Genomic DNA, 14129 nt, shown 5'->3' with positions numbered 1-14129 from the left:
GCGTGGCGGCCCTTGCCGGTCCTCTGCGACAATCCACGGATTGTCTCCATGACAGCCCATTTTCCGGGACCGGCCTCGCTCGTTTGCGCTGCGCCGCTTCCCGCGCATACGCCAGCGAAGCCGATGACCCCAGAAACCACTCCGACTCCCGAACAGCTCCTGCAGCGCATGGACCATGCGCTGATCCGCGACCGCCATCGCCTGCGCCGGCAGCTCCACGAACTGCGCAAGCACCCGGACGACGCCAAGCTCGCCCAGTGGGCCGAGCGTTTCCAGGCCTCCTGCGCCAGGGTCGAGGCGCGCCGTGCGAGCATTCCGAAGATTCGCTACGACGACAGCCTGCCCATCGCCGCCAAGCGCGACGAGATCAAGGCCGCGCTGGAAAAGAGCCAGGTGGTAGTGATCGCCGGCGAAACCGGTTCGGGCAAGACCACCCAGCTGCCGAAGATCTGCCTGGAGCTGGGCCGTGGCACCCATGGCCTGATCGGCCACACCCAGCCGCGCCGCCTGGCCGCGCGCAGTGTGGCGACCCGCGTCGCCGAGGAAATCGGCACGCCACTGGGCTCGCTGGTCGGCTACCAGGTGCGTTTCGAGGACCAGAGCGACGACAGCACGCTGATCAAGCTGATGACCGACGGCATTCTGCTGGCCGAGACCCAGCACGACCGCTACCTGGAACGCTACGACACGATCATCGTCGATGAAGCCCACGAACGCAGCCTGAACATCGACTTCCTGCTCGGCTTCCTGAAGACGCTGCTGCCGCGCCGTCCCGACCTGAAGCTGATCATCACCTCGGCGACCATCGACCTCGAACGCTTCTCCAAGCATTTCGGCGATGCACCCATCGTCGAGGTCTCGGGCCGCACTTACCCGGTGGACACTTGGTATCGACCGCTCGCCGCGGAAGTGGACGAGGACGGCGAGGCGCTGTTCGACGACCTGTCCGTGGACCAGGGCATCCTCCGCGCGCTGGACGAAATTGCCGCCCATGAGCGCGAAATCGGCAAGCGCCCCGGCGACGTGCTGGTGTTCCTCCCCGGCGAGCGCGAGATTCGCGACGCCGCCGACATGCTGCGCAAGGCCAACCTGCGCCACACCGAAGTGTTGCCGCTGTATGCGCGCCTGACGCCGGCCGAGCAGCAAAAGATTTTCGCGCCCATGCCGGGGCGCAAGATCGTGCTCGCCACCAACGTCGCCGAGACCTCGCTGACCGTGCCGGGCATCCGCTACGTGATCGACAGCGGCACGGCGCGCATCAGCCGCTACAGCTACCGCGCCAAGGTCCAGCGCCTGCCCATCGAAGCCGTCTCGCAAGCCAGCGCCAACCAGCGCAAGGGCCGTTGCGGCCGGGTCGAGCCGGGCATCTGCGTGCGCCTGTACAGCGAGGAAGACTTCAACGGTCGCCCGGCCTTCACCGATCCGGAAATCCTGCGCACCAACCTGGCGGCGGTGATCCTGCAGATGCTCCATCTGCGTCTGGGCGACATCGAGGCCTTCCCCTTCATCGAGCCGCCGGATGGCAAGGCGATCAACGACGGCTTCACCCTGCTGCAGGAGCTCTCGGCAGTGAACCGCGAGGGCCAGCTCACACCGCTGGGCCGCCAGCTCGCGCGCCTGCCCATCGACCCGCGCCTGGGCCGCATGCTGCTGGAGGCCGCACAACTGGGCAGCCTGCCGGAAGTCCTCACCGTGGCCAGCGCGCTGTCGGTGCAGGACCCGCGCGAGCGGCCGATGGATCGCCAGCAGGCCGCCGACCAGGCCCACGCACAGTGGAAGGACCCGGACTCGGACTTCGCCGCCCTGATCAACCTCTGGCGCGGCTTCGAGGAGCAGCGCCAGGCGCTGGGCTCCAACCCGCTGCGCAACTGGTGCCGGAAGAACTTCCTGAACTACCTGCGCCTGCGCGAGTGGCGCGATGCGCACCGCCAGCTGACGTTGATCTGCCGCGAATTGCAGCTGCCTTTCGGCTCGAAGTCGGACGGCGCCCAGCGCAAGAACGAACCCGTCCGCGAGCAGGCCAAGTCGCACGACAACCGTGGCCGCCAGCCGGTCGCCAAGGCGGATGAGCCGAAGGCCCGCGACATCGACTACGCCGCCGTGCACAAGGCGATCCTCTCCGGCCTGCTCAGCCAGATCGGCCAGAAGGCGGAGGAGGGCGACTACCTCGGCGCGCGCCAGCGGCGCTTCTGGATTCATCCCTCCAGCGTCATCGGCCGCAAGAAGCCGCAGTGGATCATGGCCGCCGAGCTGGTGGAGACCACCAAGCTGTTCGCCCGCATGGTCGCCAAGATCGAGCCGGACTGGCTGGAACCGCTGGCCGGGCACCTGGTGAAGAAGAACTACCTGGAACCGCACTGGGAGAAACGCCGCGGCCAGGTAGTGGCCTACGAGCAGGTCACCCTGTATGGCCTGATCATCATCGGCCGCCGCGCCGTGCACTACGGCCCGATCGATGCGCCGGTGTCCCGCGAGATGTTCATCCGCGAGGCGCTGGTGCGCGGCGAGATCAACAGCCGCGCCAAGTGCCTGTCGGCCAACCGCCAGTTGCTGGAGAAGCTCGACGAGCTGGAAGCCAAGGCGCGCCGGCGCGACATCCTCGCCGACGAGGAAACCCTGTTCGCCTACTACGACGAACGATTGCCGGCGGATATCTACCAGTCTGCCAGCTTCGAGAAATGGTACGAGCGCGAGCACAAGGCAAAACCGGACCTGCTGATCATGCGCGAGGAAGATGTCCTCGCCCGCGATGCCAGTGAAGTCACTGCCGGTCTTTACCCGGATCGCCTGCAACTGGGTGAGTTGCAGTTGCCGCTCACCTACCATTTCGAACCGGGCCACGTGCGGGACGGCGTGACCCTGCGCGTGCCGGCGCCACTGTTGCCGCAACTGCCTGCCGAACGCCTCGAATGGCTGGTTCCGGGCCTGCTGGAAGCCAAGTGCATCGAGCTGGTGCGCTGCCTGCCCAAGGCCATCCGCAAGAACTTCGTGCCGGTGCCGGACTTCGTCCGGGCGGCGCTGGGCAAGATGGTCTTCGCCGAGGGCGCGCTGTCCGAATCCCTCGGCCGCGAGCTGCAGCGCATGACCGGCAGCCGTGTGCCGGAAGAGGCCTGGGCGGAAGCCGAGACCCAGGTGGAAAGCCACCTGCGGATGAACATCGAAGTGGTCGACGCCCGTGGCAAGTTCCTTGGCGAAGGTCGTGATCTGGCGGAACTCACCGCGCGCTTCGCCGAGGCCAGCCAGGCCGCGTTGGCGATCCCGCAGGCCGACAAGCCGCAGAAACCGGTGGAAGCCAAGGGCTTCGCCGGGGTCGCGGAAAAGGTCCAGCAGAAGGTCGCCGGGCTGTCGATGACGGTCTATCCGGCGCTGGTGGAGGAGGCCGGCGTGGTCAAGGAAAACCGCTTCCCGACCCAGGCCGAGGCCGACTACCAGCACCGCCGCGCCCTGCAACGCCTGCTCCTGCAACAGCTCGCCGAGCCGGCCAAGTTCCTGCGCAGCAAGCTGCCGGGGCAGACCGACATGGGTCTGCTCTATCGCGAGCTGGGCCGGGTCGAGTCGCTGGTGGAAGACATCCTGCTGGCCAGCCTGGACAGCGCCATTCTCGACGGTGAAGCCAACCTGCCGCGCGATGGCGCCGGGCTCGCGTCACTGGCCGAGAAGAAGCGCGGCGCCTGGACCGAGCACGCCGAGCGTATCGCCCGCCTGACCCTGGAAATCCTCAAGCTCTGGCATGGCTTGCAGAAGCGCTTCAAGGGCAAGGTCGACCTGGCCATGACGGTGCCGCTCAACGATGTGAAGGGGCAACTGGCCAGGCTGGTCTACCCCGGCTTCGTGCGTGACACGCCGCTGGAATGGCTGAAGGAAATCCCGCGCTATCTGAAGGCTGTGGAACAGCGTCTGGACAAGGTCGCCGGTCAGGTCCAGCGCGACCGCGTGTGGAGCGGTGAGATGGCCGGCTACTGGGAACAGTACTCGGCGCGCCTGGCCAAGCACGCCCAGGAAGGCAAGCGCGACCCGGAGCTGGTGCTCTATCGCTGGATGCTGGAGGAATACCGCGTTTCGCTGTTCGCCCAGCAACTGGGGACGAAGATTCCGGTGTCGGACAAGCGCTTGTCGAAGCAGTGGAGCCAGATCGAGGCCTGAAGATCAGGCCTCATTGGTGAACTCGGCAGCCGTGCCAGATGAACCTAGGGGGCTCATTGTGCAGGGGGCGGGTTGAGGATTTGTTCCACGACGCCTTGAGTGACATCGAGCAGTTGGTTGGACTGGTTGTAAGCGATGTCCGACCGGCCATCGATGACCAGAGCCAACCCGTGGGCCCGGGCGTAGGCTTCAGTGGCGGCCTGGATAGTGCTCTGAATTGTCTTGCGGACCATGTTGTCGTGCCGGGAGCGCTGCTGCTCGATCTTGCTGAAACTCTCGATCTTCGCCTTGAGGTCGGCAATCAGCTGGTCGTCGTCGATTTTTTGTATGCAGGCACCGCCCCTTGCCAAGCCGTGTACGTTGATTTGCATAATGTTCGTTGACGACACACCCTGGGTAGTCTTCTGCTCGGCTTGTGGGGCATCGCTTTTATCCTGGGCCATGCATCGTTGTATGGCGGCGGTTCGCAGACTGGACGCCTGCTGGTTCAGACGACGGTTTTCCTGCTGTAGGGCCCGGTAATTCTCGTCATTGATTTCCTGTGGATAGGGGTGCTTTTCCTTGATCGAGTCGGAGACGGCAGACTGGATCGTCGCTGTCTCGATGACTGCCCAGGTGGGAGCCGGACGGGATGGAGGGGTGCGTTCGCATCCCGTGAGGAGAATCAGTAGCAGCACGCACGCTTGAGTCCGCATGGAGGAATCCTTTCCGGTGACGGCGTAAGGCAAGGTTGGCAGTAGCTTGAAGTCTTTGCATGCGAATCATGCGGGCTATTCGCCATTGGCTGAAGTGGCGATCCTGCCAAAGCCTGGTATTCAGTCGCGCCTGGGAATGCTCAGCCCGCGCTGCACCGCAGGCCGCGCCAGGAAGCGCTCCAGCACGCGCTTCACGTTCTGGAAGTTCTCGAAACCGACCAGCTCACCCGCCTCGTAGAAACCGACCAGGTTGCGGATCCACGGGAAGGTGGCGATGTCGGCGATGGTGTAGCGCTCCCCCATGATCCAGTCGCGGCCTTCCAGGCGCTGGTCGAGCACGGCCAGCAGGCGCCTGGCTTCGTCGACGTAGCGCTGCAGCGGGCGCTTGTCCTCATAGTCCTTGCCGGCGAATTTGTTGAAGAAGCCGATCTGGCCGATCATCGGGCCGATCCCGCCCATCTGGAACATCAGCCACTGCAGCGTCTCGTAGCGACCGCTGGCGCCGGGGGCGATCAGCGAGTCGGTCTTGTCGGCGAGGTAGACCAGGATCGCGCCGGACTCGAACAGCGCCAGCGGCTGGCCGTCCGGCCCGTTGGGGTCGAGGATCGCCGGAATCTTGTTGTTCGGGTTCAGCGAAAGGAATTCCGGGCTCATCTGGTCGTTGCGCTCGAAGCTGACCAGGTGCGGCTCGTAGGGCAGGCCGAGCTCTTCCAGCATGATCGACACCTTCACGCCATTGGGCGTGGGCAGCGAGTACAGCTGCAGGCGGTCAGGGTGTTCGGCGGGCCATTTGCGGGTGATGGGGAACGCGGAAAGGTCTGACATGCATACTCCGGTCAGGTCACTGGGAAAGCAGCGGAAGGCCTCAGGATAGACCTCCGGAAGCGGCCGGTCATGACCCGCACGCGACAAAAAGGTAAGGTGCGGCCCCATAGTCAACGGAGAAGGAACCCACCATGAGCCTGCACGGCACCTACGATCCGCAGAACATCTTCGCCCAGATCATTCGCGGCGAGGCCCCCTGCTACAAGCTGTACGAGGACGACGACGTGCTTGCCTTCCTCGATCTGTTCCCGCAGTCCTGCGGCCATGCGCTGGTGATTCCGAAGAATTCGCCGGCGCGCAACATCCTCGAAGTCGACCCCGACGCCTTGGCCAAGGTGATGCGGGTGGTGCAGCGCCTGACCGGCGTGATCGTCGAAGAGCTCAATCCCGATGGCGTGCAGGTCGCCCAGTTCAACGGCGCGCCCGCCGGGCAGACGGTGTTCCACATCCACGTGCACATCGTCCCGCGCTATGCCGGCGAGAGCCTGGGCATCCACGCGGCGAACAAGGCCGAGGCGGCTGAACTGGAGAAGCTGCAGGCGCGCCTCGTTGCCCGTCTGAACGGCTGAGGCGCGCCAGGCGGTTATTCGACGGCGGGCTTGATGTCGAAACCGGTGCGGTTGTCGCTGACGATGCGGAAGGCGTTGTTGCCGCCCGGCTCGAGCGGCACCAGCAGTTCGCGGCGCAGCATGGCCTTGCTGCACAGGCCTTCGCCGTCCTTGTCGCCGATGATGCCGACCACGTGCTTGCCCGCCGGCACGTGGAAGCTGGCCGACTCGCCCTTGCCGATGCGCGCGGCTATTTCGTGGTCGATGGTGATGGCGACGTAGCAGCCGCCACCGAGATAGCCGACGTCGCGGGTGACGTCGACCTTGACGCTGTCCTTGCCGGATTGCTGGTAGGCCAGCAGGCGGTCGGTGGGGACGGGATGGACCTCGTCGTTCTGGTACGAGGCACAACCGGAAAGCGCGAGCACGGACAGGACGGCAAGAATCGAACGCATAGATTTCCTCCATGGACAATGCAGCCTAGGCTAGCCCATCCGGCGGGTTTCCGTCGGCTTGGCAACGCGCTGTAGGAATTTGGAGTAGTCTTCAGCAAACGTGAGCCGGGCTGGAGCGCTCGGCCGCCGCCATCGAGGCCGACCCGCCGGGCGGTTGAGCCAAGGAGCAGGGCGATGCACCGCAACAGCGATCCCGACCATCTGTTCGAGTCCAGCGCCGGACCGACCGGCCTGGAGGAGGCAGACCATCGTCTGCTGATGCGGTTGATCTTTACCTGTACCGGCGCGACGCTGGGATTGTTCTCGATTCTCCAGTGCTTCGCCGGCAACTACTGGCTGGCCGGCGCCGAACTGGCCACCTGCGGCCTGCTGCTGTGGGCCACGCAGCGGCTCAAGCGGGTAACGCGCCTGGTGCCCTGGATCATCGCCTACCTGCTGCCGACCTTCTGCTTCATCCTCTACATCATCGTCATGCCCAACGCTTCGGCATCGGCCTTCGTCTGGGTCTACCTGATGCCCGTGATGGCTTACCTGCTGCTGGGCAAGTGGCGCGGCTTCCTGCTTGCCGTGCCGTTCATGCTGATCGCCACGGTCATGTACCTGCACGCCAATCACCTGCGCCTGGATGCCCCGGGATTGATCGACATCGGCAATGGCATCTTCTGTGGCGTCCTGGTGATCGCCTTCATGCACGTGTACGAGGAGCGGCGTGCGGCCGCTTACAAGCAGCTGCGGAACCTGGCGCTGACCGACGCGCTGACTGGCGTGGCCAGCCGCGAGAGTTTTCAGCGCACGTTGCGCCGTTGCATCCAGGAGGCGGCGCGCTACGAGACGCGGCTTGTGCTGGTGGTGCTGGACGTCGACCATTTCAAGAACATCAACGACCAGTGGGGCCACGATGCCGGCGACAAGGCGCTGCAGCACCTGTGCAATCGCCTGCGCCACCGCCTGCGCGCCACCGACCTGATCGGCCGGCTGGGCGGCGAGGAATTCGGCCTGTTGCTGCCCTTCACCGACCGCTTCGACGCCAAGCCGCTGGTGGAGTCCCTGCGCCGGGATATCGACGAGGCGCCGCTGATGTACCACGGCCAGCGTATCCCGATCTCCGCCACCTTCGGCCTCGCCGAATGGCCGGGCGATGGGCTGGATGCGGACGAACTGTACCGCTGCACCGACCGTCGCCTGTATCGCGGCAAGGCCGAGGGGCGCAACCGCCTGGTCTACAGCGATCCGGTCTGAGTGCGCCTGGCGGCCAGCGGCTTTGCCAGGCGCGCATAGGCCGTGCGCACCTGGCGCGCCATCTTCCGTTCAACCCATTCGTAGCTCAGCCAGGACAGCAACAGGATGGCTGGCACGCTGATGCCCAGCGTCTGGTAGGGCGTCAGGCCCAGCCGTTCATGCAGCCAGTACGCGGCCAGCCAGAGCACGATCACGTGCAGCAGGTAGACCGAATAGGACCAGTCACCCAGCGCATGCAGCACCCGGTTGCGCTCGAACAGTGGTTCCAGCGCCACGCAGGCGGCGAGCAGCGCGGCGGCGGGCAGGCCCCAGGTGAGCAGGCGCCAGGGATGGTCGGCAGGGAACAGGACGATGGTCGTCACTGCAATGGCGGCTGTCGCCAGCGCCAGCGGTCGCGGCCAGTTCAGCCAGCCGCGCCGGTAAAGCGCCGCGAGGCCCAGGCCGAGGAGGAACTCGAAGATGATCGGGTTGCGGTAGAAGTTGCTGACCCACGGTTCGCGCGCCAGTACCTGCGCCACCAGCAGCACCAGTGCGGTCACCAGCCAGGGCCGCCAGCGTTCGGCAACCAGGAAGGAGAGGGCGAACAGGCCGTAGAAGAGCATCTCGAAGTTCAGCGTCCAGCCCACCGGTAGCACCGGGTACTTGCCGAAGCCGCCGGGGTTCTCGCTGGGGATGAACAGCATGGACAGCAGCAGTGACTTGCCGCCGACGCCGTAGACCGGCATCACGTCGGCGAAGGCGTAGATGATCAACGCGGTGATCGCCGTGTATAGCCAGTAGGCCGGGGCGACGCGGGCCAGGCGCTGGACCAGGAAGGTCAGCGGCGACATCGGTCGGCCGGCGCTGGAAAGGTGGATCACGAAGCCGCTGAGGACGAAGAAGATGTCGACGCCGACCTGGCCACGGGTGGAGAGCAATCTGCCGCCGAGGCTGTCGGCGCGGAAATCGAAGAACACCTGCATGAAGTGATGGAATACCACCAGCCAGGCGGCCAGTGCCCGCAGAGCCTGAAGCGAAACCAGCATGGGTGGGCGAGCCCTCCGTCTGTGGGAAAAGAAAAGGGGCGCGACAGTGCGCGCCCCCTTTCCTCGACAGTGCGGATTCGCCGATCGTTCACCGTGCCTGCTGGACGGTGCCCGCCGGCAGCGCCGGGCCGCGATCCAGGCGCAGGCAGATCAGCGCTGTGGCGATGGCTGCCACTGGCAGCAGGGCGCCGACCCAGGGCAGTGCGGCGAGGCCGGGGCCGTGGTCGATGGTCATGCCGCCGAGCCAGGCACCCAGCGCGTTGCCGAGGTTGAACGCGGCGATGTTGAAACTGGCCGCCACGCTCTGGCCGGCGCCATGGGCTTTCTCCAGCACCCACATCTGCAGCGGTGGCACGGTGGCGAAGCCGGCGGCGCCGAGCAGAGCAATGAAGACGACCACGGCGATCTGGTTCTGCAGCGCAAAACTCATCAACCCCATGACCACTGCCAGTGCCACCAGGCTGCCAAGCAGGGCGGGCACCAGCCTGCGGTCGGCCAGCTTGCCGCCGAGCAGGTTGCCCAGCACCAAGCCGCCGCCGAACACCAGCAGCACCGGCGACACGGCGCTCTCGGAGAAACCGGCAAGGCGGGTCAGCAGCGGCGACACGTAGCTGAACACGGTGAACACGCCGCCGAAACCGAGCACGGTGGTCAGCAGACCAAGCAGCACGGCCGGGCGCTTCAGCACGCGGAAATCGTCGCGCAGGTTGCCGGCCGCCGGCGGGGCGCCGTTGCGCGGCAGGTAGATCGCCAGAATCGCCAGGGCCAGCACACCGATGCCGGTCACCACCCAGAAGGCCGCACGCCAGCCATAGAGTTGGCCGAGCCAGGTGCCCAGCGGGACGCCGAGGATGGTGGCGACGGTCAGGCCGGTGAACATCAGGGCGATGGCCGAGGCGCGGCGCTCGGCCGGCACCAGGCTGGTGGCGACCACCGAGCCGACGCCGAAGAAGGTGCCGTGGGCGAAGGAGGTCAGCACCCGCGCGGCCATCAGCGTGGCGTAGTCCGGTGCCAGGGCACAGGCCAGGTTGCCGAGGGTGAAGATCACCATCAGCCCCAGCAGCGTGCGGCGCTGCGGCCAGCGCGCGGTGAGGGCGGTGAGCAGCGGCGCGCCGAGCACCACGCCCAGGGCGTAGCCGGAGATCAGCAGGCCGGCAGCGGAGATCGACACGCCGAAGTCCTGGCCGACCTCCAGCAGCAATCCCATGATCACGAATTCGGTAACGCCGATGCCAAAGGCACCGGCGGTCAAGGCATACAAGGCAATGGGCACGATGGCTCTCCCTGGCTGATTTGCATAAACAGTGAAGAATGGGCGCCACCTTATCCCCGCGCGTATTGCTGATATAGACTGCCTTTGAGCAAATCACCTGTGAATTGAATTCAACATGGCGCGCCCTGACGTCAACCGCTTCGGCGAAATGGAAGTCTTCATCCGCGTGGTGGAAACCGGCGGTTTCACCGCCGCCGCGCAGCAGTGCGGGATGACACCCTCGGCGGTGAGCAAGCTGGTGGCGCGCCTGGAGGATCGCCTCGGCGCGCGGCTGTTCAACCGTTCCACCCGACGCCAGCAGCTCACGGCTGAGGGCGCGGCCTTCTACGAGCGCAGCCTGCGCATCCTCGCCGACCTGGACGAAGCTGAGCGCGAAGCCTCGGCCAGCGCCGAGCCCCAGGGCCGGGTACGCATCAGTTGCAACCTGCCGGTGGGGCGGCAGTTCCTCATTCCGGCGCTGCCGTTATTCTTCGAGCGCTACCCCGGCGTCAGCCTCGACCTGCAACTGACCGATGAAGTGGTGGACCTGCTGGAAGTGCGTGCAGACGTCGCCGTGCGCAGCGGCCCGCTGCGGGATTCGCGGCTGGTGGCGCGTTCATTGGGGGAGTCCGGGCACAAGATTGTCGCCGCACCCGAGTACCTGGCTCGGCACGGTACGCCACAGCATCCGCGTGAGCTGGACGAATACAACTGCCTGGGCTTCAGCTACCGGCGCGTCGAGCCGGACTGGCCATTTCTCGGCAAGCCGGCGGATGCCCCTGAGCCCTGCGGCAACCTGCTAGCCAGCGACGGTGACAGCGTGCGTCACCTGGCGCTGGCCGGGTTGGGGCTGGCGCGGCTGGCGGAGTTTCAGGTGCGCGGAGATATTGCTGCCGGCCGGCTGGTAGAGGTGCTGGCGGACTTCAATCCTGGTGATCGCAAGCCCATGCATGCGCTCTACCTGGGCAAGCCGGGGCACCTGCCCGCACGGGTACGCGCGGTGCTCGACTTCCTCGCCGAGCACGTGCGCATCGACTGACTCAGGCGGCTTCGAGCAGCGCCAGGGTGTCGGTTGCACCCATCATTCTTGCCGCGGCCAGCGGAGTCAGGCCGCTGGCGTCGCGAGCATCGCGGTTCGCGCCATGTTCCAGCAGGCAGCGGACAATCTCCGGACGGTTGAACATCGCGGCCATCATCAGCGCGGTCTTGCCGTCGGGCGAGGCGCCTTCCACCTGGGCGCCGTGGCCGAGCAGCAGGCGGACCATCTCCAGATCGCCCTTGAAAGCGGCGCCGGCCAGCGGTGTCTGGCCTGCATTGTTGCGCAGGTCCGGGTCGGCGCCGTGCTCCAGTAGCACGGCCGCGGTGTCGTGGTGGCCATAGTAGCTGGCCAGCATCAGCAGGCTGTCGCCCTTGTGGTTGCGCAGGTTGGCCGGCAGGCCCTGGCTCAGCAGGCTGGCCAGGCGCTCGGTGTCGCCCTGGCGGGCGAGGTCGATCACCTGGTTGGCGAATTCCAGGGTCTGTTCGTCCATTTCCGGGCGATTCGCAGCATTCATCCTGAAGTCTCCTTGGCAATGTCGGGAATGATTCGCAGGATAAGGATTCGCGCGCTCTGGCGCGCTAACGCCGTGCCTATGGTGCCGGTGGAAAAAATCAATCCCTTGCTTCAAGGCAGGCACGGCGTGATTTGCGTCTGTAATCTTGCGCAAATGCCGTCCTCGCACGGCGGCTTTTCGGCGAATTTTGCAGCATAATCAGCGACCAGCGGTTGCACCTTAGGTGAAACCGCAAACCGCCGGGCGGGCAAAGGTGCCGCCCCGGCAAGGGAGTGGCACACTGCCCGGTTGCAGGGATTGCCATCCCAGAGGCTTCGCGCAGGGCGCGCAAGCCCATGAATATTCGGTGCCGGCCAATGCGCGGGCACCTTGCTGCCTAACCCAGCTGCCCGGCCCGGCGGCTTTGAGAATTGAAGAGGATTGACCGTGCATAAAGTCGTGATCAGCGGAACCGGCCTGTATACCCCGCCGTTCAGCATCTCCAACGATGAACTGGTGGAATCCTTCAACAGCTACGTCCGCAGCTACAACGACCAGCACGCCGACGCCATTGCCAAGGGCGAAGTGGAGGCCCTCTCCGAGTCCAGCTCGGCGTTCATCGAGAAGGCTTCCGGCATCAAGAGCCGCTTCGTGGTGAACAAGGAAGGTATCCTCGACCCTCAGCGCATGGCGCCACGTATTCCGGAGCGTTCCAACGAAGACTGGGGCATCCTCTGCGAGATGGCGACCGCCGCCGCGAAGCAGGCCCTACAGCGCGCCGGCCGTACTCCCGAAGACATCGACGGGGTGATCGTCGCCTGCTCCAACCTGCAGCGCGCCTACCCGGCCGTGGCCATCGAAGTGCAGGCTGCCCTGGGCATCCAGGGCTTCGGCTACGACATGAACGTCGCCTGCTCCTCGGCCACCTTCGGTATCCAGGCCGCGGTGAACAGCGTGCAGTTGGGCCAGGCCCGGGCGATCCTGATGGTCAACCCGGAGATCTGTACCGGCCACCTGAATTTCCGCGACCGCGACAGCCACTTCATTTTCGGTGACGCCGCTACCGCCGTGATCATCGAGCGCGCCGACCAGGCGACTTCCAAGCACCAGTTCGACGTAGTCAGCACCAAGCTGCTGACCCAGTTCTCCAACAACATCCGCAACAACTTCGGCTTCCTCAACCGCGCGGCGGAAGAGGGCATCGGCACTCGCGACAAGCTGTTCGTGCAGGAAGGCCGCAAGGTGTTCAAGGACGTCTGTCCGATGGTGGCCGAGCTGATCGGCGAGCACCTGGCGCAGAACGATATCCCGGTCAGCGACGTGAAGCGCTTCTGGCTGCACCAGGCCAACCTGAACATGAACCTGCTGATCACCCGCAAGCTGATCGGCCGCGACGCCGAGCCGCACGAGGCGCCGGTGATCCTCGACACCTACGCCAACACCAGCTCGGCTGGCTCGGTGATCGCCCTGCACAAGTACCAGGACGACCTGCCCGCCGGCTCCATCGGCGTGCTGAGCTCCTTCGGCGCCGGTTACTCGATCGGCAGCGTGATCCTGCGCAAGCGCTGATCGTGCCCGCCGACGACAACGAGCTGTTGTCGCGCCTGCTGGCCGGTGACCAGCAGGCCTTTCGCACCCTGGTAGCCACCTACCAGGGTGCGATGCGCGCCGTCGCCATTGCGATCGTCGGCAGCGCCCATGCCGACGAGGTGGTGCAGGACGCCTGGCTGGCCGCCGTGCGCAACCTCGATGGATTCCAGGGCCGCTCCAGCCTCAAGACCTGGCTGCTGACCATCACTGCCAACACCGCCAAATCCCGCCTGCGCAAGGTTCGTCGCGACGTTTCGCTGGACGAGCTGCCTGCGCCCCACGGCAGCATCGACGATTCCCGCTTCGCCGCCGACGGCCACTGGAGCCCGGCGCCGCTGGCGTGGCACGAGGACTCGCCCGAGGCCCTGCTGGCCGAGGACGAGCTGCGCCAATGCCTGGAAAAGACCCTGCTCAGCCTCTCCGAATTGCAGCGCAGCGTGTTGCTGCTGCGTGAGCGCCAGGGCCTGGAATTGGAGGAAATCTGTAATCTGCTGGAGGTTTCGCTCTCCAATGCCAGGGTACTGCTGCACCGTGCGCGGCTGAAGGTGTTCGCCACCGTGGAGCACTTCGAGGAGACCGGGGAATGCTGACCTGCAAGGAACTGGTGGCGCGCTCCAGCGACCTGCTGGACGAACGGTTGGGCTGGCGCGAGAAGATCGCGTTGCGCCGGCACCTGCTGCTGTGCCGCCACTGCCGGCGCTACCTGCGGCAGATGCGCCTGACCCAGGCGACCCTGCGCCTGCTGCCAGAACCGCCTCGCCCGGACTCGGAGCGCCTGGCTGACCATCTCGCCGAGCTTCGCCGGGACAGCGCACGGCGCTAAGA

The 14129-nt window shown here is 65.8% G+C and carries 13 protein-coding genes; 7 read left to right on the top strand and 6 right to left on the bottom strand.

From position 1 onward, the window contains the following. The first annotated feature begins 123 nt into the window (after positions 1–123). Complete coding sequence (gene hrpA, locus LDJ84_RS23290) at positions 124–4143, top strand: ATP-dependent RNA helicase HrpA (protein WP_226045484.1); 4020 nt, start codon at positions 124–126, stop codon at positions 4141–4143. 53 nt (positions 4144–4196) lie between these two features. Here the strand turns inward: hrpA and LDJ84_RS23285 are convergent, their stop codons facing one another. Both LDJ84_RS23285 and LDJ84_RS23280 read right to left on the bottom strand, forming a co-directional pair. Then, a complete protein-coding gene (locus LDJ84_RS23285) occupies positions 4197–4820 on the bottom strand; it encodes a hypothetical protein (RefSeq protein ID WP_128082526.1) in 624 nt (207 codons plus the stop codon). Positions 4821–4958: 138 nt separating this feature from the next. Continuing rightward, complete coding sequence (locus tag LDJ84_RS23280) at positions 4959–5663, bottom strand: glutathione binding-like protein (protein ID WP_024764610.1); 705 nt, start codon at positions 5661–5663, stop codon at positions 4959–4961. A 131-nt stretch (positions 5664–5794) separates the two neighbouring features. Between LDJ84_RS23280 and LDJ84_RS23275 the strand changes: the two genes are divergently transcribed. Beyond that, complete coding sequence (locus tag LDJ84_RS23275) at positions 5795–6232, top strand: HIT family protein (RefSeq protein ID WP_024764609.1); 438 nt, start codon at positions 5795–5797, stop codon at positions 6230–6232. Between the two features lie 14 nt (positions 6233–6246). Here the strand turns inward: LDJ84_RS23275 and LDJ84_RS23270 are convergent, their stop codons facing one another. Further along, positions 6247–6666, bottom strand: a complete 420-nt coding sequence (locus LDJ84_RS23270; RefSeq protein ID WP_024764608.1) for a hypothetical protein — start codon at positions 6664–6666, stop codon at positions 6247–6249. 174 nt (positions 6667–6840) lie between these two features. Here LDJ84_RS23270 and LDJ84_RS23265 point away from each other — a divergent pair, with 174 nt between their 5' ends. Beyond that, positions 6841–7905, top strand: a complete 1065-nt coding sequence (locus tag LDJ84_RS23265; RefSeq protein WP_024764607.1) for a GGDEF domain-containing protein — start codon at positions 6841–6843, stop codon at positions 7903–7905. Here the strand turns inward: LDJ84_RS23265 and LDJ84_RS23260 are convergent. Together LDJ84_RS23260 and LDJ84_RS23255 are read right to left on the bottom strand one after the other, a co-directional pair. Further along, positions 7887–8930 (bottom strand): acyltransferase family protein, encoded by a 1044-nt coding sequence (locus tag LDJ84_RS23260; protein ID WP_024764606.1) that lies wholly within the window; start codon positions 8928–8930, stop codon positions 7887–7889. The two genes, LDJ84_RS23265 and LDJ84_RS23260, sit on opposite strands and share 19 nt — an antisense overlap. An 88-nt stretch (positions 8931–9018) precedes the next feature. Then, positions 9019–10203 (bottom strand): MFS transporter, encoded by a 1185-nt coding sequence (locus tag LDJ84_RS23255; protein ID WP_024764605.1) that lies wholly within the window; start codon positions 10201–10203, stop codon positions 9019–9021. Positions 10204–10318: 115 nt separating this feature from the next. On the opposite strand from LDJ84_RS23255, the gene LDJ84_RS23250 reads away from it, so the two are divergent. After that, a complete protein-coding gene (locus LDJ84_RS23250; RefSeq protein WP_024764604.1) occupies positions 10319–11221 on the top strand; it encodes a LysR family transcriptional regulator in 903 nt (300 codons plus the stop codon). Position 11222: 1 nt separating this feature from the next. On the opposite strand, the gene LDJ84_RS23245 is transcribed toward LDJ84_RS23250, so the two are convergent. Continuing rightward, positions 11223–11735 (bottom strand): ankyrin repeat domain-containing protein, encoded by a 513-nt coding sequence (locus tag LDJ84_RS23245; RefSeq protein ID WP_024764603.1) that lies wholly within the window; start codon positions 11733–11735, stop codon positions 11223–11225. A gap of 426 nt (positions 11736–12161) precedes the next feature. On the opposite strand from LDJ84_RS23245, the gene LDJ84_RS23240 reads away from it, so the two are divergent. The 3 genes from LDJ84_RS23240 to LDJ84_RS23230 are packed head-to-tail and all read left to right on the top strand — an operon-like array spanning position 12162 to position 14127. Next, complete coding sequence (locus tag LDJ84_RS23240; RefSeq protein WP_037010238.1) at positions 12162–13283, top strand: beta-ketoacyl-ACP synthase III; 1122 nt, start codon at positions 12162–12164, stop codon at positions 13281–13283. Between the two features lie 2 nt (positions 13284–13285). After that, on the top strand, positions 13286–13894 hold the full coding sequence (locus LDJ84_RS23235) for an RNA polymerase sigma factor (RefSeq protein ID WP_024764601.1): 609 nt from the start codon (positions 13286–13288) through the stop codon (positions 13892–13894). Further along, positions 13888–14127: an anti-sigma factor family protein gene (locus tag LDJ84_RS23230; RefSeq protein ID WP_024764600.1), complete on the top strand. Its 240-nt coding sequence runs from the start codon at positions 13888–13890 to the stop codon at positions 14125–14127. The genes LDJ84_RS23235 and LDJ84_RS23230 overlap by 7 nt, the downstream gene beginning before the upstream one ends. The last annotated feature ends 2 nt before the right edge of the window (positions 14128–14129 follow it).

Origin of the sequence: Pseudomonas sp. HS-18 (assembly GCF_020401845.1) — a bacterium.
Classification (GTDB): domain Bacteria; phylum Pseudomonadota; class Gammaproteobacteria; order Pseudomonadales; family Pseudomonadaceae; genus Pseudomonas; species Pseudomonas nitroreducens.
Note: the sequence above shows the minus strand (reverse complement) of the source record. Positions and strands in the feature narration are given on the sequence as shown.

Coding starts and splice junctions, on each gene's coding strand:
- hrpA (WP_226045484.1), top strand. CDS start 124: ATGACCCCAGAAACCACTCCGACTCCCGAACAGCTCCTGCAGCGCATG.
- LDJ84_RS23280 (WP_024764610.1), bottom strand. CDS start 5,663: ATGTCAGACCTTTCCGCGTTCCCCATCACCCGCAAATGGCCCGCCGAA.
- LDJ84_RS23275 (WP_024764609.1), top strand. CDS start 5,795: ATGAGCCTGCACGGCACCTACGATCCGCAGAACATCTTCGCCCAGATC.
- LDJ84_RS23270 (WP_024764608.1), bottom strand. CDS start 6,666: ATGCGTTCGATTCTTGCCGTCCTGTCCGTGCTCGCGCTTTCCGGTTGT.
- LDJ84_RS23265 (WP_024764607.1), top strand. CDS start 6,841: ATGCACCGCAACAGCGATCCCGACCATCTGTTCGAGTCCAGCGCCGGA.
- LDJ84_RS23260 (WP_024764606.1), bottom strand. CDS start 8,930: ATGCTGGTTTCGCTTCAGGCTCTGCGGGCACTGGCCGCCTGGCTGGTG.
- LDJ84_RS23250 (WP_024764604.1), top strand. CDS start 10,319: ATGGCGCGCCCTGACGTCAACCGCTTCGGCGAAATGGAAGTCTTCATC.
- LDJ84_RS23245 (WP_024764603.1), bottom strand. CDS start 11,735: ATGAATGCTGCGAATCGCCCGGAAATGGACGAACAGACCCTGGAATTC.
- LDJ84_RS23230 (WP_024764600.1), top strand. CDS start 13,888: ATGCTGACCTGCAAGGAACTGGTGGCGCGCTCCAGCGACCTGCTGGAC.